Here is a 20,913-nt window from a genome sequence, read left to right as displayed (position 1 = left end):
GTACGTCAACATGTTCGAGGCGGGCATCATCGACCCGGCCAAGGTGACGCGCTCCGCGCTGCAGAACGCCGCTTCCATCGCGGCGCTCTTCCTCACCACCGAGGCCGTCATCGCCGAGAAGCCCGAGAAGCACCCTGCCGCTCCCGCCGGCATGCCCGGCGGCGGCGACATGGACTTCTGACCCCACCCCGCGCCGGAAGCCGAGCGCGTACGCCGCGAGCGGTGCCACCGACTGGATCCCGTGCGGCCCGGCACCGCCCGGCTGTCGCCTCGCATGTCCCACCCCCACGACCACGCACGGAGGCCCCTGATGCGTGCCCACGGTGTCACCTACGACACCGGCTTCCCCTCTGCGGGAACCACCACCCACGAGCCCTTCGACCCGGACATCGTGCGCCGCGAGACGCGGATCATCCGCGACGAGTTGCACTGCGACGCGGTCCCGGGGCTGCCGTCCCAAGGCCGCCTTCCACGCCCTGGCCGAGTATGGACGCGCCAGGACGGCCGGCCGAGACCGGCCTCTCGCCCCGGTACGGCGCCTTGGGCGGCGCCGTCACGAGCCTGTAAGGAATCGCGCGGGCGAGTGTCCCTAAGCTGAATGCATGATCACATTACGAGCGGTGGGTGTTGTGGCCTCGGTGGTCCTGCTGGTGACCGCCTGTGGCGGTGCGGGGCGGGAGGAGGCGAATCCCGCGTTCGACGACCCGCCGCCGTCGGCCACGGTGACCTCCGCGCCGGCGTCGCCGGCGGCTTCGGCTGACCGGGCCACGACGGCGGCCGTGCCGGCCGCGTTGGCGTTCTCCGCCAGAACGCTGGACGGCCGGTCCTTCCAGGGCGCCAGCCTGGCCGGCAAACCGGTGGTCTTCTGGTTCTGGGCGCCCTGGTGTCCCAAGTGCCGTTCGGAGGCGCCCGCGGTCAAGGCCGCTGCCGCCAGGTTCGGCGACGTCGCGTTCGTCGGCGTGGCGGGCCTCGACACCGAGGCGGCGATGAAGGAGTTCGTCGAGCGCACCGGCACCGGCGGCATCCCGCAGCTCGCGGACACCAACGGCGCGGTGTGGACCGGTCTGGGAGTCAGCGAGCAGTCCACGTTCGTGTTCATGAAGCCGGACGGCTCCACCATGAAGGTTTCCGGTCCGCTCGACCAGGACGCGCTGGATGGCCACGTCCATCGATTGCTCGGCCGGTAGCGCCGTGGCCAGTGACAGCCCGGCGGTGCGAGCGTGAACGCGGTCGTCGACCTGCCGCTCGCCCTGGCGCTCACCGCCGGGACGGTGGCGGCGTTCAACCCGTGTGGTTTCGCGATGCTGCCCGCCTATCTCACGCTGCTGATCGCCGACGGCGGAACGGGGCGCCGCGGGCCGGTGGCGCGGGCGTTGCTGCTGTCGGCCGCCATGACCGCGGGGTTCGTCACGGTGTTCGCCCTGTTCGGGCTGGCCGTCACCGCGCTGGCCGTGTCGGTCGGCCGCTACCTGCCGTGGGTGACGCTCGTCATCGGCGCGTTCCTGGCCGGGCTCGGTCTGTGGTTGCTGTCCGGTCGTGAGCTGCTGCTTCGCCTCCCGGGACTGGCCACCGGCCGCCCCGCCACCTCGCCGTTGTCCCTGTACGGCTACGGCCTGTCGTACGCGATGGCTTCGCTGTCGTGCACCGTGGGCCCCTTCCTCGCGGTCACCTCGGCCTCCCTGTCCGGGGCCGGTGTGCTCGGCGGCGCGGCGGCCTTCGTGGCCTACGCGCTCGGCATGGGTCTCGTCATCGCCGTCCTTTCACTGACGGTGGCGCTCGCCCGTGCCGCCGCGGTGGCCAGGTTGCGGCGGCTGCTGCCGTACGTGTCCAGGGTCAGTGGCGCTCTGCTCGTGCTGGCCGGGCTGTATGTCCTGTATTACGGCTGGTACGAGCTGCGCGTCCTCGCCGGACAGGTCACCGATGACCCGATCGTGAACGCCGCGACCACGGTGCAAGGCGTTCTCGCGGGCTGGCCGGCCATCGGCGCGGGCTGGATCGCCGCCGCGCTCGCCGCGCTCGCTCTCGCGGCGTTCGCGGTGCGCGTGGTGCGGCGGCGACGGGCTCGCGTGTCCGGCGGGGATGCCGAAGAGCTCGCGTCAGGCTGATCCCTGCGAGTCCAGGGCGATCAGGCGCCGCGCGGCGACTCTGGCTCCGTCGACGCGCGTCTCGGACGCGATGGGGCCGTTTCGGCTCCCGGCCTCGTGTTCCGGATCGGCAAAGGCTTCGTGCGCATCCAGATGACCGTCGCTGTCAACACGAGTGCTCCCACCACCGTGGCGATCGCCCTGAGATCGGCGCGGTCAGGAGCAGGGGGCTCCTGCTCGGCGTCCACGCGGGTAGGCGTTCCCAGGGCGGCGATCAGCTCCGGGGTGAGTTTCGTGCCCTGCGTCCGGTCAGAGAGCCGTAACGGCTGCTCCCCCGCCGGTAGTCGCAGGTTGCCCGAGCACAGCGTCGTGGCCGGTCCCGAGTCGGCGGAACGGGCGAACACCAGGTAGCGTCCGCCCTTCACGAACGTGTATCCGCAGGCCGATCCCTGTGCCCTGGTGGACACCTCGAATTCCGTTTCGGGCTCGCCCTTGTAAAGGTGGTCGGTGCGAAAGGTCGCGGTGATTAAGCCGCCGCCCAGCAGCGGTTCGTCGACCCGGACAGCTGTGGCGGTGGCTGAGAAAACGGCCGCCGCCTCGTCCACGTGCTGCTGCGGCGTCCGCGAAACGCATTGGCAGGCCGAGCGGGCCCCCGCTGTGCCCCCCGAAACCGCTGACAAGGCGGTAATCAGGAAGAGCGTGGCAAGTATCCGGAATATCACGCCCTTCAAACGTGGCACGGACCTGATCGGTTCACCCGACACCAGAGCGGCGGCTCACAGGCGCACGGTGACGCCCGCGGAGGCGACGGCCAGCTCACCGGAGTACGATCTGGCCGCCGCGGCCAGCGCGGGCTCGGGCGGGGTGCCGGGCCACAGGTGCGTGAGCAGCAGCCGCGCCGCGCCGGCCGCCGCCGCGGTGCGTCCCGCCCCGAGGGCGCTGGACAGGTAGGGCGCGTCCTCCTGCGGCACGTGCTCGGGATAGGTCGCCTCGGCCAGCAGCAGGTCGGCGTCCTTGGCGAGATCCACCAGCGCGTCGGCCGGGCCGGTGTCACCGGTGTAGGCGAGCGTCTTGCCGCCGCTGCTCAGCCGCAGCCCGGCGTTCGGCACGTGGTGCGGCAACGCCCAGGTGTCGAGCCGGAACGGGCCGATCTCCAGCGTCCGCGACGCCACCAGGTCGTGCGGCACGAAACTGCCGGCCAGCATCCGCGGCTTGTCCAGCAGCAGCACGGCGTCGAGGGCGCCGGCCGGCGCGTACACCGGCAGTGCCGGTGGGGGCTCGTCTCCCAGCGCGCGGGCGCGCAGCAGGGGGTTCAGGTCGGCGCAGTGGTCGGGATGGCCGTGGCTCACCAGCACCGCGTCGATCTCCTCGGCCGCGGTCGACTCCAGCAGCCTGGGCAGCGTGGCGTAGCCCGGATCGATCAGCACCCTGAACCCATCGGACTCGACGAGATATCCGCTGCACGCCTGCCCGGCTCCGGGCCACGCCCCGCAGCCTCCCAGCACCGTAAGCCTCAATGCGATCTCCTGACCCGCCTGGAACTCCCGTCAAGGACAATGCGGATCTTATTCGCACCGAGCCCCGAACGTGGCGGGCGGGGACTGCCGCGACGGACGGAATCCGGGTACCGGAGGGGGCCAAGCGGCACGACCGGGCCCGATCATGGGGAAGCCGGGGCGGCGTGGATCGGGACTATGCTGAGGCCTTGTGCGGTCGGTTGAGAACACGAACTCCGGGGACACCGGTCGCTCGTCGGCGCACGAAACCGGGCCTTCCGCCGACGAGGGGCAGACCAGCAGCGGCGTGGAGCGCGCCCTGCAGGTGATCTTCGCCGTGGCCGCGGCCAAGGAGCCCGACATCGGCGTGTCGGAGCTGGCGCGGTCGCTCGGGCTGAGCAAGGCCGTCGTGCACCGCGTGGTGCGCACCCTCGTCGCCGCCGACTTCTTCTCCTTCGACGAGCGCACCCGGCGCTACCGTCTCGGGCCCGGCGCGGTGAGCGTGGGCCTGGCGGCCATGGCGCAGATGGAGGTGCCGCGCATCGCCCAGCCACACCTCGAACGCCTCGTGGCCCGCACGAGGGAGACCGCGACGCTGTCCGTCCGCTACGGCTACCAGCGGATGTACCTGACGCAGGTGCTGTCTCCGCAGGAGATCCAGATGTCGGTGCAGCTCGGCCGGCTCTACCCCCTGCACGCGGGCGGCTCGTCCAAGGCCATCCTCGCCGCGATGGAGCCCGACGAGATCCGCTCCTACCTCGCCTCCGGGCCGCTCGACGCGCTGACCTCGATCACCATCCAGGAGTCCGACCGCCTGCTCGAGGAGCTCGAGCTCACCCGGCGGCGCGGTTACGCGGTGAGCCTGGGCGAGCGGCAGCAGGGCGCGGCCTCGGTGGCCGCTCCGGTCTACGAGGCCACCGGCCGTGTCTACGGCTCCATCTCGGTCTGCGGTCCGGTCAGCCGGCTCAGCGCGGGCGAGACCGAAGAGTACGGCCGGCTCGTCAGGCAGGCGGCGGCCGAGGTCTCACGGCAGCTCGGCTACCGTCCCGCCCAGCCGTAGCGCAACCCGCATCCCCGCAGGTCTAGGCCTTGCGCAGGGGATGCGTCGAGCCGGAGTTCAGCGCCCACATCGGGCGCTTCGCCTCCTGCGCGGCGACGCTCCCCGTTCCGTCGCCCTCGGGCGGCTCGATCACGCCGCTGATGTAACCGGTGAGCAGGCCCGCTTCCGCGAGCAGGCCCGCGACGTGGGGGTTGGCGGCTCGGTAGTAGATGCGGGTGCCGTCGCGGCGGGTGCTGACCAGCCCGGCGGCGCGCAGCTTGGCCAGGTGCTGGGAGATGGCGGCCACGTGTGCGCCGATCTTGTCGGCGAGCTGGCCGACGCCGTACTCCTGGATGGAGACCGCGTGCAGGATCTGGAACCGGGTCGGGTCGGCGATCGCTTTGAGCAGGTCCACGATCGCCTCGACGGACACGACCGGCGAATCTGAAGGAACTTGCGCAACCATGCAAGAATTCTAGACTGGAGCTCAGCCTCCCACCACTGCGCATCAGGAAGGCGGTGACACCAGTGACCACGACCGTGGTGATCGAACGCTTGCCTACGACGCCGACACCCGAAGCTCGCTGGATGAGGTGTATCAGCAGATCGGCATCTCGCTCGGCACCACCGCCATCAAGCAGGAGATCGGCTACCTCCTGCTGCGCTGGGCGCTGCTGCCCGCCTTCGCCATGGTCGCAGCCTCCCTGCTGTTCGCCGTGAAACCCCCCTGAAAGGTCGCTTCATGTCCGCCTCTCCCACTCGTCAAGCCTCCGCCTGCCGTACCCGCCTGTACCGCAACGGGGTCGTGGCCGCCGAAGGCTTCCCGATCGCCGAGGTCTCCGACCACCTGGCCGACCCCTCGGCCACCGTCTGGTTCGACCTGTGCGCCCCCACCCCGGCCGAGCTCGGTGCCATCAGCGAGGAACTCGGCCTGCACGAGCTGGCTGTGGAGGACGTGCTGCACGACCGGCAGCGGCCCAAGCTCGACGTCTACGACAGCCACCTGTTCCTGGCCGTCTACGCCGTTGGCCTGGACACCGACAGCGGCCTGCTGCGCTCCACCGAGATCGACATGTTCGTCACCCGCCAGGCGCTGGTCACCGTCCGCGAGAGCGACGACTTCGACATCGACGCGGTGGTCAAAGGCTGGGACGCCAGCCCCGACCTGGCCAAACACGGCGTCGGCTACCTGCTGCACGGCCTGCTCGATGCGGTCGTCGACGGCCAGTTCGAGCTCATCCAGGCTCTGGACGGCCAGGTCGAGCAGTTGGAGGAGTGCCTGTTCGATGACCGGCCTCTCGGCAAGGACTGGCAACAAGGCGCCTTCGCGCTGCGTAAGAACCTGGTCGACTTCCGCCGGGTGGCCCTGCCGATGCGCGAGGTGGTCAACAGCCTGCTGCGGCGCGACGTGCACGTCGTCGAGCCCACCCTGGTGCCCTACTACCAGGACGTCTACGACCACGTGCTGCGGGTGACCGAGTGGACCGACTCGCTGCGTGACCTGCTGGGCAACATCCGTGAGACGCACCTGACCCAGCAGGGTTACCGGCTCAACACCATCATGAAGAAGGTCTCCAGCATCGCCGCGATCATCGCGGTGCCCACGATGGTCTTCGGCTTCTATGGCCAGAACGTGCCCTACCCGGGCTCGGGACAGTCGATCGGGTTCTGGACCTCCACGATCATCACCGTCCTGGCGTGCTGCCTGCTGTATTGGGTCTTCCGCAAGAAGAACTGGCTATGACCAGCGTGCGGCTCACCCCCGTCAAGGGAGCCGATTTTTACTTGACCCGCTCCTCAATTGAATATAAGTATAACTCCATGGAAAATAAGGTCAGGCGTCCGTACCGCATGGGTGCCCGTGCCGCGGCCATGAAGGTCACGCGTACGCGCGTGCTGGAGGCGGCGGCCGCGCTGTGGATGCAGCGGTGGTACGACGACGTCACGCTGCAGCACGTCGCCGATGAGGCGGGTGTGTCGGTGCAGACGATCGTCAACCACTTCGGTGGCAAGGATGAGCTGGCCGAGGCCGTCACCGACTGGGTGGCGTCACAAGCGGCGGTCACCCGTCAGACGCCGACCGGTGATGTAGCGGCGATCGTGGCCACGCTGTTCGAGGACTACGAGCGGCACGGCGACGCCAACGTGCTCTGGATCGCGCAGGTCGACCGTGTCCCGGCGATCGCCCGGGCGGCCGCTCACGCGCGCGGCCAGCATCGGGCGTGGCTGGAACGGGTTTTCGCCGACCGCCTCCCGGCCCCGGGCCCCACCCGCGAGCACGCGCTGAACCTGCACTACGCCGCCACCGACGTCTACCTGTGGAAGCTGTGGCGGCGCGACCTCGGCCTGTCGCGTGAGGACGCCGAACGTGCCATGTGCGACCTGTTGATCTCGATCGACCCCGCGGAAGAGGAACCATGAGCAGCAATTTCCTGTTCGCCACCTGGGCAGGCGGCGGAGCCGTGCCACCCGTCCTGTCGGTCGCCCGCGCGCTGCGCGAACGCGGCCACGGCGTCCGGGTGCTGGCCGACAGGTCGCTGCACGAGGAGGTCGCCGCCAGCGGCGTGGAGCCGATCGCCTGGACGACGGCGCCCCAGGGCGACGTCACCGATCCGGTCAAGGACGTCATCAAGGACTTCGAGGCCCGCACGCCACTGGGCGAGTTCGCGCGGCTGAGGGATCGCATTGTCTGTGGCCCCGCGGCCGATTACGCCCGGGACACGCTGGCCGAGTTGCGTGCCCGCCCGGCCGACGTACTGGTCGCCGAGCACATGCTGCTCGGCGCGCTCACTGGCGGCGAGGCCGCCGGGATCCCCGTGGCCTCGCTGGCGACGAGCCTTTATCCGTTCCCCACTCCTGGGGCGCCACCGCCCGGTCCATGGCCTCGCCCCCGCCACGGGCGTGCTGGGGCGCCTGCGTGATCGGGTTCTGACCCAGCTGATCCTCAAACCGTGGGGGAAGGGACTGCCGGCGCTCAACGCCGCCCGCCTCGCCAACGGCCTAGCGCCGGTGGACTCGGTCATCGACGCGTTCGATCGCGTCGACCGGCTGCTCGTGCTGTCCCCGCGTGCACTCGACTACCCCAGCCGACGCTTGCCCGCCCACGTGCGGCACGTCGGCCCACGGCTCGACGACCCGGCCTGGGCCGGGGAACTGGAGCTGCCGGCGGGTGACGCACCGCTGGCGCTGGTCGGCCTGAGCTCATCGTTCATGGACCAGCGCATAGTGCTCGAGCGCATCGCCGAAGCCCTCGGCACGCTGCCGGTGCGCGGGCTGCTGACCACCGGCCCGGCCGTGGACCCGGCGACGGTCCGCGCGTCCGGCAACGTCCTGGTCACCGCGGCATCCCCGCACAGCATCGCGCTGCGCCACGCCGCGGTGACCATCACGCACGCCGGCCACGGGACGGCCGTCAAGTCCCTGGCCGCCGGGGTCCCCCTGGTCTGCGTGCCGCTCGGGCGAGACCAGCGCGAGGTGGCACGGCACGTCGAATTCGCCGGCGCCGGGATCACGGTGAGCAAGAGCAGCTCACCCCGCACAATCGCCCGCGCGGTCGACCGGGTCCTGCACGACCCGTCCTACCGCCGCGAAGCGCAGCGGCTGGCGGCCGAGATCGCCGCCGAGACGGCCACCGACCGAGCAGTCACCGAACTCGAGGCCCTCGCCGAACGAGCGACCGACAGAGACGAGGGCGCCCTCGGGTGCGAGACGGCCGAATCGTCCAAACCATCACAGACGTTGGCCGCCCGGTGGACGCGGTGCGTTGACCTGACAGGAATCACTGATTAGCCTCTGAGCGGACCAGCGTTCGCTATAGCGGAACATGGAGCGAAGGTGGAAGACGGCCCGCTGACCGGACTGAGGGTGCTGGACGTGTCCACCATCCTCGCCGGACCGCTGGGCTGTCAGATCCTCGGCGACCAGGGCGCCGAGATCATCAAGGTCGAGCACCCGGTCAACGGAGACGGCACGCGAGGGCACGGCCCGTCGAAGGACGGGGTGCCGCTCTGGTGGAAGGAGATCTCCGGCGACAAGCGGGCGCTCGGGCTGAGCCTGTCGGCTCCCGAGGGCGCCGGCATCCTCCGGCGGCTCGCCGCGACGGCCGACGTGCTGGTGGAGAACTTCCGGCCGGACACGCTCGAAGGCTGGGGGCTCGGGCCTGAGGTCCTCCACGAGGCCAACCCCCGGCTGGTCATCGTCCGGATCACCGGCTTCGGCCAGCAGGGGCCCTACGCGGCCCGCGCCGGGTTCGGCACGCCGGCCGAGGCGATGAGCGGCTTCGCCCACCTCACCGGCGAGGCGGCGGCCCGCCGACCCTGCGGGCGTTCGGCCTGGCCGACAGCATCTGCGGGATCACCGCGTCCTTCCGCTTCACCGGACGGCGCCTCGGCGCCGACACCGACGAGATCCTCCTGGACGAGCTCGGCCCCGACACCGAGACGGTGGAGGACCTGAGCGCCAGACGGGTGATCGCTTGACAGACGCCGGCCTCACCGGCGTCCAGACCAGTGACGAAGGACGAGAAGCGTTGAGCCGAGAAGAGTTGGGGCGAGAAGCGTTGAGCCGAGGAGAGTTGGGGCGAGGAGAGTTGGACGGTGCCACCACGACCGACCTGCTGCTGCGGGCGGTCCGCGACGGGATCCGGATCTACGATCTGGGGCGCCCCCTGACGATCGGGATGCCGCAGTCGCCCAACCACCCGGCCTTCTGGCACGCGCTGCCGCGCCGGCACGGCGACATGGTCCGGGCCGACGGCGGCTCGGCCGCCAACGACGTCATCACGATGGGCACCCACGTCGGCACGCACATCGACGCCTTCGCCCACGTGTCGCAGGACGGCAGGCTGCTCGACGGGTCCGACGCCGTGGAGGCGAGCCGGGGCGGCAGGTTCGCCGCCCTCGGGGCCCACACCATCGCCCCGATGCTCCGCCGCGGTGTCCTGCTCGACGTGCCCGCCACCCTCGGCACGCCGGAGGGCTGCGCGCCCGGCTACGAGATCACCCCTGACGACCTGGCGGCGACCGTCGAGCGGCAGGGCACACCCATCGGCGCCGGCGACGTGGTCCTCATCCGCAGCGGCTGGGGGCGCCTCTTCGGCGACCGCGACGCTTACACGGGCCTGGAGTCGGGCGTGCCCGGAGTCGGCGAGGCCGGGGCGGCCTGGCTCGCCGACCACGAGGCGCACGCCGTCGGCGCCGACACCATCGCCTTCGAGCGGCTCAAGCCCGGCAGCGGCCACGGCCTGCTGCCGGCGCACCGCGTGCTGCTCGTCGAGCGGGGCGTCTACATCATCGAGACGATGGCGCTCGACGAGCTCGCCGCCAACGGCGTGCACGAGTTCGTCTTCGTGCTGTCCCCGCTGCCCATCTTCGGCGCGACCGGGTCGCCCGTCCGTCCCCTGGCGGTGGTCGGCCATGGGTGAGACACCGGTGCTCGCGGCCGAACTTGCCCGCTTCGCGGCCGGGACCCTGGCCGGGCCGTTGCCGGACGAGGTGACCGACAGCGTGCGCCGGCGGATCCTCGACGTGCTCGGCCTCTGCGTCGCCGCCTACCGGCTGCCGACCAGCGCCGCCGCCGCCGGCTACGTGGCCGACCAGGGCGGGACCCCGGAGGCCGGCGCGGTCGGCGTGGCGGCCGGCCTGCCCGCCCCGCAGGCCGCCTTCGCCAACGGGGTGCTCGCCCACTCCCTCGACTACGACGACACGCACCTGCCGTCCGTGCTCCATCCGAGCGCGGCGGTCGTCCCGGCCGCGCTCGCCGCCGCCCAGGCGTCCGGAGCCTCGGGGGCCGACACGGTCGCCGCGGTGGCCGCCGGGCTGGAGGTCACCGTACGGCTCGGCATGGCCGGCTACGACAGCGAGCTCGGCAACTCGGTCTTCTTCGAGCACGGCCAGCACGCGACCTCCATCTGCGGCGCCATGGGCGGCGCGGTGGCGGCGGCCCTGCTGATGGGGCTGGGCGTCGACGGCGTCCAGCACGCGCTCGGGATCACCGCGTCGTTCGCGTCGGGCATCATCGAGGCCAACCGCACCGGCGGCACGGTCAAGCGGCTGCACTGCGGCTGGGCCGCGCAGTCGGCCGTCACCGCGGCGGGGCTGACGCGGCGCGGCTTCACCGGCCCGCCCACCGTCCTGGAGGGCCGCTTCGGGTTCTTCGAGGCGTTCCTGCGCGGCGAGACCGACCTCGGCCAGGTGCTCGACGGGCTGGGCGAGGAGTGGGCGGTGCCCGGGATCTTCTTCAAGCCCTACCCGGCCAACCACTTCACCCACACGGCCATCGACGCGGGCATCGCGCTGCGTGCGCGGGGTGTCCCGCTCGACCGGATCGAGCACATCGAGCTGCGCGTGCCGGCCGCGGTGATCCGTACCATCGGCCAGCCCCTCGACCGGAAGCGGGCCCCGGAGACGGGCTACCAGGCTCAGTTCAGCGGGCCGTACGCGGTGGTCGCCGGGCTGATCGGTGGGTCCGGGCTCGGCGTGGGCCTCGACGACTTCAGCGACGAGCTGGCCCGCGACCCGGCCCGCCGCGCGCTGATGGCCCTGGTCGACGTCGTCCCCGACGAGCGCTGCGACGCCATCTTCCCGCACCAGTTCCCCGCGGTGGTCAGGGTGCGCGCCGACGACGGCCGCGAGTGGACCGAGGAGGTGCTGGCCAACCGGGGCGGCCCGGCCCGGCCGCTCTCCGACGCCGACCTCGCGCGCAAGTTCCGCGAGAACGTGGCCGGACGGCTGCCGGAGGAGTCCGCCCGGACCGTGCGCGACCTCGTCATGCGACTCGACCGCCTCACCGGCGTGTCGGAGGTCATGCGCCCGCTCACCCGGCTGACCGAGATTCCCCCTTCTGCCCCCTAGGCCTTCTACCCGCCAGGCCTTCTACCCGCCAGGCCTTGTGCTCCCTAAGCCTTCTGCCCCAAGGCTTCTGCCCGCTAAGGAGAACCAAGTGGCATCGTTCGATGTGATCGTCACCAATGTCGGGGTCGTCCGGCACGACCGGCCCGAGCCGGAGACCGCCGACATCGGCGTCCTCGACGGCCGGATCGTCCGGGTCGCGCCGGGCCTCGACCCGGCCGGGGCCCACACCGTCGTGGACGGCGGCGGCAAGCTGGCCTTCCCCGGCGCGGTGGACGCCCACCAGCACTGGGGCATCTACAACCCGCTGGCCGTGGACACCGAGACCGAGAGCCGGGCCTGCGCCCAGGGCGGCGTGACCTCCGCCCTCACCTACATGCGCACCGGCCGGTACTACCTCAACAAGGGCGGCCCGTACGACGAAATCTTCCCCGAGGTCCTGGACGCCTCCGAGGGCCGCTCGTACGTCGACTACGCCTTCCACCTCGCGCCCATGATGCGCCGCCACATCGACGAGATCCCCGCCCTGGTGCGCGACCACGGGGTGACGTCGTTCAAGGTGTTCATGTTCTACGGCAGCCACGGCCTGCACGGGCGGTCCGCCGACCAGAACGCCTTCCTGATGATCCCCGAGGGCGAGCGCTATGACTACGCGCACTTCGAGTTCGTCATGCGCGGCATCCAGGCGGCCCGCGAGCGGTTCCCCGAGCTGGCCGGCGAGATCTCGCTCTCCCTGCACTGCGAGACGGCCGAGATCATGAGCGCGTACACGCAGATGGTGGAGGAGGAGGGCAGGCTCACCGGTCTGGAGGCCTACAGCGCCTCCCGTCCCCCGCACTCGGAGGGGCTGGCCGTCAGCATCGCCTCCTACCTGGCGCACGAGACCGGGCTGCCCACGATCAACCTGCTCCACCTGTCGTCGGCCAAGGCGATGGACGCGGCGCTGCGGATGGCCGAGGCGTTCCCGCACATCGACTTCCGCCGCGAGGTGACCATCGGCCACCTGCTCGCCGACATCACCACCGCCAGCGGCATCGGCGGCAAGGTCAACCCGCCGCTGCGCCCGCGCGAGGACGTCGAGGCGCTCTGGGCCCACCTGCTCGACGGCAAGGTCGACTGGGTGGTCAGCGACCACGCCTGCTGCCGCGACGAGCAGAAGTTCGGCGAGCCGCGCGACGACGTCTTCCTGGCCAAGTCCGGGTTCGGCGGCGCCGAGTATCTGCTGCCCGGCCTGATCAGCGAGGGCTCCCGGCGCGGTCTCTCCTACGGCGACGTCGCCCGGCTGCTCTCCTGGAACCCCGCGCGGAGGTTCGGCCTCCGGACCAAGGGCGCGATCGCCGAGGGTCTCGACGCCGACTTCTGCCTCGTGGACCCAGACTCGACCTGGACCGTGCGCGCGGAGGACTCCGAGTCCACCCAGGAGTACACGCCGTTCGAGGGCTTCGAGCTGACCGCGAGGGTGACCGACACCTTCCTGCGCGGCCACCGGGTGCTGGAGGACGGCAAGGTCGCGGGCGACCCGCAGGGCCGCTACCTGGCGCGGCCGGTCACCGGCTGACCCGCCACGCCGGGCGGGAACGGGCCGGGACCAGTCCGGTCGCGCGGGCGGGATCAGCGCGCGGGCGAGGCCTCCCGCGTCCCCCCAGCGTCGTCCCCGTCGGGTGCCGCGCCGGCGGCGTGGTCGAGCGGGTGCGCGACCTCGTCGGCCGGCATCCGGGCGAGCAGGATCGCCCCGACGGCGATGGGCAGCGGCAGGAGGCCCGCGATGACGAACGTGGCGCTGAGCCCGATCGCCACGCTGACCGGCCCGGCGAGCGCCATCGACACCGGCATGAACACGAGCGAGACGAAAAAGTCGAGGCTGGACACCCGGCCGAGCAGGGCCGGTGGCACCCTGCGTTGCAGCAGGGTGCCCCAGATCACCATCGGAGCGCTGAACAGGGCGCCGATCACGAACGCCCCGAGGGCGATCACCCAGACGTCGCGAGCCAGTCCGATCAGCACGAACGGCAGGCAGGCGAGGCCCCACATCAGGATCATCGAGGTCAGGTAGCGCTTCGGCAGCCGGCGGGACGCCATCGCCAGCGAGGCGAGCGCGCCGCTGACGCCGAAGGCGGCCATCACGATCGCGTGGTCCTTGGGCCCGCCGCCCGCGCCGTCCTTGACCGCGAACGGGATGAGCACCTCCATCGGCCCCATCGTCACGAGGATCATCAGCGAGGCGAAGACCAGCGTCGCGAGCAGCCAGGGTGTCCTGACCATGTAGGTGAAGCCCTCGCGCAGGTCCGCGAGCATCGACCGCGCCGGATGCACCGCCGGGTCGGCGCTCTGGTCGCGCCGCACCGGAACGGGGCGCAGCATGACCAGGAAGGTCGCCGCCACCACCTGCGTCACGGCCCCCACGGCCAGCGCGGCGCCCGGCGAGTAGGCCGCCACCACCAAGCTGGCGACCGCCGGGCCGGCGGCCTGCATGATGACCGGCCGCAACGTCCCCTCAAGGCCGTTCGCGGCGAGCAGGTGGTCGGCCGGCACGATCGAGGGCAGCATCGCGGAGTACGCCGGGTAGTAGAAGCCGCCGCCCATGCCGCGGATCAGCGAGACGACGGCGAGGTGCCAGATCTCGACCACACCGAGCAGCGCGAGCGCGGCGACCACGACGGCCGCGCCCGACAGGACCGCCTCGGTCACCAGCAGGATGCGCCGCTGCGGCACCCGATCGGCGACCACCCCGCCGAGCAGGGCCGTGGCGACCATGCCGACGGCGAAGCCGGTCGACACGATCGACAGCTCGCCGGCCGCGCCGCCGAGCGCGATCACCTGCCACACCATGGCCATCAGCCACAGGCCCTCGCCCAGCATGGACGCCGTCAGCGACCCGGCGAGCAGGCGGTACTGCCCGTGCCGGAACGGCCGGAGCGGCCCGCGCAGCCAACGCCCGGCGGTCGGTTCGGTCATGTCGGATTCCTCCAGCGCGCGCCATCGGGTCAAGGCCAGTAGACACGAGTGAAGACCGATCGGCCGTCAGGAACTCATCGCCCCGGGCCTCACGCCGTGTCCGGGCCCAGCGAAGTCAGGCGGGCCCGCGCGGCAGACCGGTCGTGAGGAAGGCTCGAGTGCTGGATGGCCAGCAGGCCCATGGGGCCTACCTGGATTCGAACCAGGGAAGAAGGAAGCCCTCGAATGGCCTCACGACCGGAACGCGAGGAGAGCGGGAAGACTGGAATCAAAGGTAATCGAGAAGGAAGCCTTCCCATGGCCTCGCGGGTCCTCACGCTATCAGGCGGGGATCAGTTCGTGCAGCGTCCCGGGCGCGTATACCCGTGAGCCCGGCGGGAGACCGGTCGGCGCCTCCAGCCCGATGTAGGTGACGTGCCCGGCCGAGGAGCCTTTCGTCCGCCACAGGTCGGCCAGGTGGCGGACGCGCAGGTAGTCGCGCTCCACGATCGAGCGCACCAGCAGAGAGGTGGTGATCCGGTTTCCCTCCACCTGGTTGAAGCCAGGATGCCCCTTCAGGTAGAGATGCAGCCATTTCACCCGCCACTCGCCGTCGTCGCCGCGGAGGAAGACGAGCGGCAGCGCGACCCGTCCGGAACCGCGCAGGTCAGACTTCATGCGCACGGTACGCGGCTCGAACGGCCGGCCCTCCTGCTCGGCGTCCCTGGTCATGTACCCGAAGAACGCCTCGGCGGCCTCGTCGAACCGCTCCCCGGCGTAGATGTCGACCTTGGGGATGATGATCGGCTGGGTCGCGTCGGCGAGCCGGATGTTGATGAACTCCGACGCGCCGTGAGGCGCCTCGGTGAGGTCGCCGGAGTACTCGGCGAAGCCGTTGGTGTAGTTCGTCCACGAGATGTGCGTCGGATTGTCGTAGGAGGCGTCGAGCATGAGCGCGGACAGGTCGTAGTCGGTGCGCCGCCCGGCCTGGCGCCAGTGGACGAAGAACCTGAGCAGGTCGCCGTCCACCGGGGAGAGCGAGCCGCGGGGCAGGGTGCCGAGCCCGGGCGAGACGGCCTTGCCGGAGAGCGGCAGGGCGACGTCGAGCACGCCGGGATCGACGATCAGCTCGCCGGGGTCGGGGAGGCGGCGGGTGATCTCCTCGTCGAGGATGGCGAGCGCCCTCGACAGGGTCTTCTCCTCGATCGGCGAGCGGAAGTCGGCCGTCGTCCATGCCCTGCCGTACCGGTTGGCGAAGACGCGGCCGGAGGCGGGGGCGAGCCGGTTCTGCAGGTGCTCGCGCAGGGACAGCAGGACGCGGCCGGAGGCGCCCGGCAGGGCCCTTTCCGCGGCGTCGAGCACGGCCGACGGGGAGAGCCCGGTCCGCAGCAGGTGGTCGAGGCGGCGCAGCAGCGCGCCGGGCGCCTTCTCCAGCAGTTCGACGGCGTCGGCGGTACGGCCCGCCGACAGGGCGGCCTCGACGCGGCTGTCGAGACCGGCGGCCCCGCGCGCGCCCCTGGCCGTCTCGAAGACGCGGGCGGCTCCCGGGAACCGCGGGTACTCGTGGGGATGCAGCCGTTCGCCGAGCCGCTTCCACTGCTCGCGGTGGCGCGGGACGTCACCGAGCTTGGCCGGGGAGGCGACCAGGTCCAGGGCGTGCAGGAGGGCGCGGCGCTCGGCGCGGCGGAACGAGCGGAACCTGGTGTGGGTGGCCAGCGTGACATCGCCGCCGGACAGGCCGCAGGCGAGCCGGAGCACGTCGGTCACCGTGTCGGCGAGCAGCGGCCGGCCGGCGGCCAGCCGCGCCTCGTTGACGACGGCGCGGTTCTCGCGCACGGGGACGTGCTCCGGCTGGTCGGCGCAGAACGAGGCCAGGCGGCGCAGCGCCGTCAGGTCCTCGGCGGCCGGCGGCGCTTCGGAGCCCGCCAGCGAGAAGTAGAGCGCACGCGCCTCCGACTCCAGGCTCCCGCCCAGCTCCAGCACGGTCACCCGGTCCCCGGCCAGCGGGATCAGCTCGGCGTGCGCGGCCAGCAGGTCGGCGTAGGCGTGCTGGTAGCGCCCATAGCCCGGCAGGGTCAGCAGGTCGAGCGTCGGCGGCCGGACGCGCTCGACGGCGACCGGGTCCAGCAGGGCCTCGCGCAGCAGGCCGGCCCAGAACTCCAGGGTCTCGGGCACGTTCGCGGGGAAATCGATGAAGTAGGCGTTGTGCTGGACATGGTCGCCCACCAGGCCGCGGACGGCGGCCAGGACCCTTACGCCGAGATCCACCACGGTCTCGCCGGGCAGCGTCGTCAGGCGTTCGAGCAGGTCCGCCGAGCACGTGAAACCGACGCTCAACAGCGCGGCGTCGAGCTGGCGGGCGGCCACCTCTCCCCAGCCTGGGGCCGAGCCGGCGGGAGCGTCGACGGGGACTCGTAACCGCCTGGCGATGACCAGGCTTTCCAGATTGTCCACGAGCGGCACTCTATAGCCGCAACACGCCCGTGTTCTGCGGGTTTTCCGGCGGGCGACCGAGTCACGGGCGCTGACGTGACGGCATGCCCGCCGGGCCGGCGCGCCGACCGCACAGGAGCTCCCCGCAGCGGTGCGACCGTCGCCGGCCGGCCGTCTCAGGGGATGAGGGCGATCTTGCCGGTGACGCGGCGGTGGAGGAGATCGTCGAGGATCCGCGCCCCGGACTCCAGCGGGGCGGTCGCCGGGGCGGCGGGGTTCAGGACACCTTCGGCGACGAGGTGAAGGAGCTCGGTGAGCAGGGCGCGCTGGGCGGCGGTATCGGCCATCGACCAGGCGCCCCAGTCGACCCCGATGACCGCGCGGTTGCGGAGCAGCACCTGGTTGAGCGGCAGCGACGGAATGGCCCCCGAGGCGAACCCGATCACCAGATAACGCCCGCCCGGCCGCAGCGACCGAAGTGCGGGTTCGGCCAGGTCACCGCCCACCGGGTCGTAGACCAGGTCGACCCCGCCGGCCGAGAACTCGCGGGCCGCCTCCTTGACGCTCTGGCCGGTGGTGTCGACCACGGCGACGGCGCCCGCGGCGCGCGCGGCCCGCCGCTTGTCCTCGCTCGACGCCCCGGCCAGGACCGTCGCGCCGAGCGCGGTCGCCACCCGCACCGCCGCCAGCCCGACCCCACCGCCCGCGCCCAGAACGAGCACGGTCTCCCCCGCGCTCAGACCGCCCCGGTTCCGCAACGCGAACAGCGCCGTGCAGTAGCTCTGGGCGAACGTGGCGGCCCGGGCGGCGTCCAGGGTGTCGGGGATCTCCACCGCGCCGGCGGCCGGAACGGCGACCTGCTCGGCGAAACCACCCAGCCCGCACACCGCCATCACCCGCGTGCCCACCGCGAGCCCGGTCACGCCCGGTCCGACGGCGCTGACCGTGCCGGCGACCTCGCTGCCCGGCACGAACGGCGGCGGCAGCTTGATCTGGTAGCGGCCGTGGACGAACAACCCGTCGACGTAGTTGACACCCGCGGCCTCGACGGCGATGACGATCTGGCCGGCGGCGGGCTCCGGGGCGTCCGTCTCGGCCACCGAGACCGAGCCCAACTTCTCACAGATCAACGCGCGCATCACGCCACCCTACGCGTCCACCGAACCGCGTTCTACCCGGTACGGCGGGCCGGTGAGTGTGTGCTTGACGGTCCACGGGGTTCCCCATCGGCCGGGCGCGTCGGCCGCGGCAGATCTCCGGGAACCTCCCGGCGCCGTCTTCCCCTCCCGAGCCCCGATCCTTCGCGCGGGCGGTCGCCCGTTCCGGCCGGAATTGGAGCACACGCGGCCATCGTGAGACGATCACCATCGTGACCGGCCTCCCCAGCTCGCCGTGCCGTCGCCTCTGTGCCTCCACGGCGGCCCCCCGCACCCACGCAGCCGCTGGGCGAGCGCCGATACCTGCCCGCGCTCACCTCGCGCATCCGCGCTCCGGTTCGCAGGGCGGCGACGTCGCCGTCATCGGCTCCGGCGGCCGTCTCCTCTCGACCGGGGCCTCCCTGCCGGACGTCAACACTGATCCGGACGTCAACAGTGATCCGGCCCTCACCCGGAGCGGGCGATGAACACGCATCCACTCGACGGGAGCAGGCCGGCCTCGGCGACGGTCCTGGCGCTCGATTCCGCGTCAGCCGGCAGAGGCCGAGGGCCGGCCGAGCCCGAGACCGCCGCCTCGCAGGCCGGCCCGCCGGTGACCAGCGTCGGGCAGCTCGCCGGGCTGCGTCCGCGCCGCCGTGCGCGCGACGGCGGGGAGGCGCCCGGCGCCGACGTCGACCTGGTCGACGCCCTGGACGCGCCGGTCTGGCGCACCGTCGCCGACTGGCTGGCCGACGCCCCCTCCCCGGCCGGTCGGCGGACCCGCCTGCGAGTGCTGGCCGCGTTCCTGCGCTGGCTCCACTCCCTGCGGCCCGCGGTCGAGTTGCTCGCGGTCACCGAGGACCACCTCGACTCCTACCGCGACGCCGCCGCCTCCGGCACGCTCGCCGTGGGCGTGCGCACACCCGGCAAGCCGCTGGGCAACTCCACGGTGGCCAAGAGGAGCGCCACCCTGTGGTCCTTCTACACGTACGCCCGGCTGCGCGGCGCGCCGCGGCCGGGTCCCGCCGCCGGCGCGGAGCCTGCCGAGTCCCGCCGCGCCGGCGTCAACCGGCCGCTCACCCGCGAGGAACGCCGGCTGCTGCGCGAAGGCGTCGCACAACTGGCCGGCGACGGCAGGCTGACCGCGGCCGCCGCCGTCGCGCTGCTGGAGGGCACCGGAGCCCCCATGGGGACCCTGGCCGGCCTGACCACCCGCGGGTTCCGTACCGTGGCCGAGGCCGATGGCACCGAGCACAGCGTCATCACCTACCGCAACCACGGCGGTGACATCGTCGCCGTCCCGGTGCCCTGGCCGGCGCGCCGGCTGCTGGAGGTGCTGCGCCGCAGCCGTCCCGCCGGTGAGCTGCTGATCACCAAGGACGACGGGCAGCCCGCCGACCCCGAGTGGATCGGCGCCGCGCTCACCGACGCCGCCCTCGCCGGCGGCATCCCGCGGGAGCGGGCCGAGCTGCTGCACCCGCACATGCTCTGCGCCACCACGATCGGCGAGCTCCTGACGGGATGGTGCTTCCCCGAACCTTCGCGATAGCGGCCTGCCGGACCCCACCCCCCGGCCGGCGCGCCCAGGACCGGCGCGGACGACGCGGACGACGATGACGCGGACGGGACGGCGTGTCAGTGCGGGAGCGGGCCGGTCGTCTCGATGAACGGCTGCTCGTCGCGACTGTCGTTGGCGCCGAACTGGCCGACGCCCCAGACGGTGGTCGTGCCCGGCACGTGGGCCAGGGCGTGCACCGTCGCCGTGCGCGCAGTCAGCGGGTGCGACAGTTCCAGGACGTTCCACCGGCTGCGGTCCCAGTGCCATACGTACTGGTGCTCGGCAGCGTCCGTCAGCAGCCACAGTCCGCCCCGTCCGTCGCCGGCCACGGCCTGGACGCGGTCCCACATCCGGATCGGAGACGAGGATCGCGCCCACCGGCGGCCGTCCCAGCGGGCCAGGACGACGAGGGGCGCGATGAAGGTCGCGTCGGGCTGGGGCCGGGTCAGCACCGCCCATGTCTCGCCGTCCACGACGGCGTTGCGGGTCACGGTGTAGCCCTTGGGCGGCCTGGGCAGGAAGTGCCAGCGGCCGCCGTCGTAACGGGCGTCACGGAAGCGTCCATCGCCCACCCACTCGTCCACCTTGGTGCTCATCCCCAGCACCCACACGTCATCGCCCGAACCGGCGGTGACGGCCGAACTGCCTGACGTGATGTGCCATCCGGCGGGCAGTTTCACCTGCCGCCAACGCCGGCCCTCCCAGTGGTACAGCCGCGAGCCGTCGAATCCCCAGACGTTGGAAGAGGTCACGCCCGACAGGAGGACATTGCCCGCCTTCAGTCCTTGGACGGCTCTCGACCAACGCCGTCCGTCCCAGTGGAAGGGGCCGTCGCCGCCGCCGATCCACACGTCGTCCTTGGACAACGCGACCACCGAGTCGAAGCCTTCGGTGTCCGGCACGCGCACCTGGGTCCATCGTCGCCCGTCCCAGTGCTGGACGATGCCGACACCGGGGGCGTCCAGGTTCTCGTTGTCGCACCCGACGCCCTCGGGGCCGCAGCTCCAGTCCGCGGACTCGCAGAGCCCGACGGCCCAGGCGTCGTCGGGACCGGTCGCGGCCACGGCAGCGAGATGGGCGATGCTGGGGCCGCCCTCCGGCCAGGCGCGGCAGATCGGCTCGGCGGCGGGCACGACCCGCCAACCGGGATGCGGGACCACGGCTACGGGCGACGGGCCCGGCCGTACGGCCACCCCGGGCCGCCCGGTCGCGGTCGATGGGCCCGTTGGGGCGGAGGAGGCGACGACCGCGGCCGCCACCACGACCATGGCCAGCCGAATCAACGGGCGCCATCGAGAAGGCGTCATGCCACGACACCCTAGAGCGAAAGATCATGAAATATCAGCCAAACCATGGTCCTGTCACTCGGCGAGGCGCGGCGGCTC

At 72.1% G+C, this 20,913-nt stretch carries 20 protein-coding genes and 1 pseudogene; 14 read left to right on the top strand and 7 right to left on the bottom strand.

The window, feature by feature from the left end; genetic code table 11:
• The 3 genes and pseudogenes from groEL to AB0C16_RS10820 form a co-directional block, all read left to right on the top strand.
• A pseudogene (gene groEL, locus AB0C16_RS10830) lies at nucleotides 1-181 on the top strand (chaperonin GroEL); the annotation flags it as partial.
• A gap of 421 nt (nucleotides 182-602) precedes the next feature.
• On the top strand, nucleotides 603-1,187 hold the full coding sequence (locus AB0C16_RS10825) for a redoxin domain-containing protein (protein WP_357681221.1): 585 nt from the start codon (nucleotides 603-605) through the stop codon (nucleotides 1,185-1,187).
• Nucleotides 1,188-1,220: 33 nt separating this feature from the next.
• Entirely contained in the window at nucleotides 1,221-2,105 is an 885-nt protein-coding gene (locus tag AB0C16_RS10820; protein ID WP_357681219.1) for a cytochrome c biogenesis protein CcdA, read from the top strand.
• Between the two features lie 20 nt (nucleotides 2,106-2,125).
• On the opposite strand, the gene AB0C16_RS10815 is transcribed toward AB0C16_RS10820, so the two are convergent.
• Nucleotides 2,126-2,689, bottom strand: coding sequence for a hypothetical protein (locus AB0C16_RS10815; protein ID WP_357681217.1), 564 nt, complete (start codon nucleotides 2,687-2,689; stop codon nucleotides 2,126-2,128).
• 171 nt (nucleotides 2,690-2,860) lie between these two features.
• Nucleotides 2,861-3,601 carry an MBL fold metallo-hydrolase gene (locus AB0C16_RS10810; protein WP_357681215.1) on the bottom strand — a complete coding sequence of 247 codons (741 nt, stop codon included), beginning with the start codon at nucleotides 3,599-3,601 and terminating at the stop codon, nucleotides 2,861-2,863.
• Between the two features lie 190 nt (nucleotides 3,602-3,791).
• Here AB0C16_RS10810 and AB0C16_RS10805 point away from each other — a divergent pair, with 190 nt between their 5' ends.
• A complete protein-coding gene (locus AB0C16_RS10805) occupies nucleotides 3,792-4,640 on the top strand; it encodes an IclR family transcriptional regulator (RefSeq protein ID WP_357681213.1) in 849 nt (282 codons plus the stop codon).
• A gap of 22 nt (nucleotides 4,641-4,662) precedes the next feature.
• Here the strand turns inward: AB0C16_RS10805 and AB0C16_RS10800 are convergent, their stop codons facing one another.
• The gene (locus tag AB0C16_RS10800) at nucleotides 4,663-5,085 is read right to left on the bottom strand and encodes a metalloregulator ArsR/SmtB family transcription factor (RefSeq protein WP_357681211.1); all 423 of its coding nucleotides are present in this window, start codon (nucleotides 5,083-5,085) and stop codon (nucleotides 4,663-4,665) included.
• Nucleotides 5,086-5,212: 127 nt separating this feature from the next.
• On the opposite strand from AB0C16_RS10800, the gene AB0C16_RS10795 reads away from it, so the two are divergent.
• The 9 genes from AB0C16_RS10795 to AB0C16_RS10755 all read left to right on the top strand — a co-directional run bounded on the left by AB0C16_RS10795 (nucleotide 5,213) and on the right by AB0C16_RS10755 (nucleotide 13,025).
• On the top strand, nucleotides 5,213-5,350 hold the full coding sequence (locus tag AB0C16_RS10795; protein ID WP_357681209.1) for a hypothetical protein: 138 nt from the start codon (nucleotides 5,213-5,215) through the stop codon (nucleotides 5,348-5,350).
• Between the two features lie 11 nt (nucleotides 5,351-5,361).
• Entirely contained in the window at nucleotides 5,362-6,363 is a 1,002-nt protein-coding gene (locus AB0C16_RS10790; protein ID WP_357681207.1) for a magnesium transporter CorA family protein, read from the top strand.
• Nucleotides 6,360-7,040 carry a TetR/AcrR family transcriptional regulator gene (locus AB0C16_RS10785; RefSeq protein WP_357681205.1) on the top strand — a complete coding sequence of 227 codons (681 nt, stop codon included), beginning with the start codon at nucleotides 6,360-6,362 and terminating at the stop codon, nucleotides 7,038-7,040. The genes AB0C16_RS10790 and AB0C16_RS10785 overlap by 4 nt, the downstream gene beginning before the upstream one ends.
• Nucleotides 7,037-7,540: a hypothetical protein gene (locus AB0C16_RS10780; RefSeq protein ID WP_357681203.1), complete on the top strand. Its 504-nt coding sequence runs from the start codon at nucleotides 7,037-7,039 to the stop codon at nucleotides 7,538-7,540. The genes AB0C16_RS10785 and AB0C16_RS10780 overlap by 4 nt, the downstream gene beginning before the upstream one ends.
• Nucleotides 7,521-8,408 carry a nucleotide disphospho-sugar-binding domain-containing protein gene (locus tag AB0C16_RS10775; RefSeq protein WP_357681201.1) on the top strand — a complete coding sequence of 296 codons (888 nt, stop codon included), beginning with the start codon at nucleotides 7,521-7,523 and terminating at the stop codon, nucleotides 8,406-8,408. Before AB0C16_RS10780 ends, AB0C16_RS10775 begins: the two co-directional genes overlap by 20 nt.
• 45 nt (nucleotides 8,409-8,453) lie before the next feature.
• A complete protein-coding gene (locus AB0C16_RS10770) occupies nucleotides 8,454-9,074 on the top strand; it encodes a CoA transferase (protein WP_357681199.1) in 621 nt (206 codons plus the stop codon).
• Nucleotides 9,075-9,207: 133 nt separating this feature from the next.
• On the top strand, nucleotides 9,208-10,041 hold the full coding sequence (locus AB0C16_RS10765; protein ID WP_357681197.1) for a cyclase family protein: 834 nt from the start codon (nucleotides 9,208-9,210) through the stop codon (nucleotides 10,039-10,041).
• Nucleotides 10,034-11,470, top strand: coding sequence for an MmgE/PrpD family protein (locus tag AB0C16_RS10760; RefSeq protein WP_357681195.1), 1,437 nt, complete (start codon nucleotides 10,034-10,036; stop codon nucleotides 11,468-11,470). The genes AB0C16_RS10765 and AB0C16_RS10760 overlap by 8 nt, the downstream gene beginning before the upstream one ends.
• An 88-nt stretch (nucleotides 11,471-11,558) precedes the next feature.
• The gene (locus tag AB0C16_RS10755) at nucleotides 11,559-13,025 is read left to right on the top strand and encodes a dihydroorotase family protein (RefSeq protein ID WP_357681194.1); all 1,467 of its coding nucleotides are present in this window, start codon (nucleotides 11,559-11,561) and stop codon (nucleotides 13,023-13,025) included.
• A gap of 53 nt (nucleotides 13,026-13,078) precedes the next feature.
• On the opposite strand, the gene AB0C16_RS10750 is transcribed toward AB0C16_RS10755, so the two are convergent.
• The 3 genes from AB0C16_RS10750 to AB0C16_RS10740 form a co-directional block, all read right to left on the bottom strand.
• Nucleotides 13,079-14,422, bottom strand: coding sequence for an MFS transporter (locus AB0C16_RS10750; RefSeq protein WP_357681191.1), 1,344 nt, complete (start codon nucleotides 14,420-14,422; stop codon nucleotides 13,079-13,081).
• Between the two features lie 321 nt (nucleotides 14,423-14,743).
• A complete protein-coding gene (locus AB0C16_RS10745) occupies nucleotides 14,744-16,855 on the bottom strand; it encodes a hypothetical protein (protein ID WP_357681189.1) in 2,112 nt (703 codons plus the stop codon).
• Between the two features lie 155 nt (nucleotides 16,856-17,010).
• Nucleotides 17,011-17,973 carry an NADPH:quinone oxidoreductase family protein gene (locus AB0C16_RS10740; RefSeq protein WP_357681187.1) on the bottom strand — a complete coding sequence of 321 codons (963 nt, stop codon included), beginning with the start codon at nucleotides 17,971-17,973 and terminating at the stop codon, nucleotides 17,011-17,013.
• A 481-nt stretch (nucleotides 17,974-18,454) separates the two neighbouring features.
• Between AB0C16_RS10740 and AB0C16_RS10735 the strand changes: the two genes are divergently transcribed.
• Nucleotides 18,455-19,519 (top strand): hypothetical protein, encoded by a 1,065-nt coding sequence (locus tag AB0C16_RS10735; RefSeq protein ID WP_357681185.1) that lies wholly within the window; start codon nucleotides 18,455-18,457, stop codon nucleotides 19,517-19,519.
• Nucleotides 19,520-19,605: 86 nt separating this feature from the next.
• Here the strand turns inward: AB0C16_RS10735 and AB0C16_RS10730 are convergent, their stop codons facing one another.
• Entirely contained in the window at nucleotides 19,606-20,835 is a 1,230-nt protein-coding gene (locus AB0C16_RS10730; protein WP_357681182.1) for a hypothetical protein, read from the bottom strand.
• Nucleotides 20,836-20,913 lie beyond the last annotated feature (78 nt).

Source organism: Nonomuraea sp. NPDC048916 (genome assembly GCF_040649575.1).
GTDB lineage: Bacteria > Actinomycetota > Actinomycetes > Streptosporangiales > Streptosporangiaceae > Nonomuraea.
This window is presented reverse-complemented; position numbering and strand designations above follow the sequence as displayed.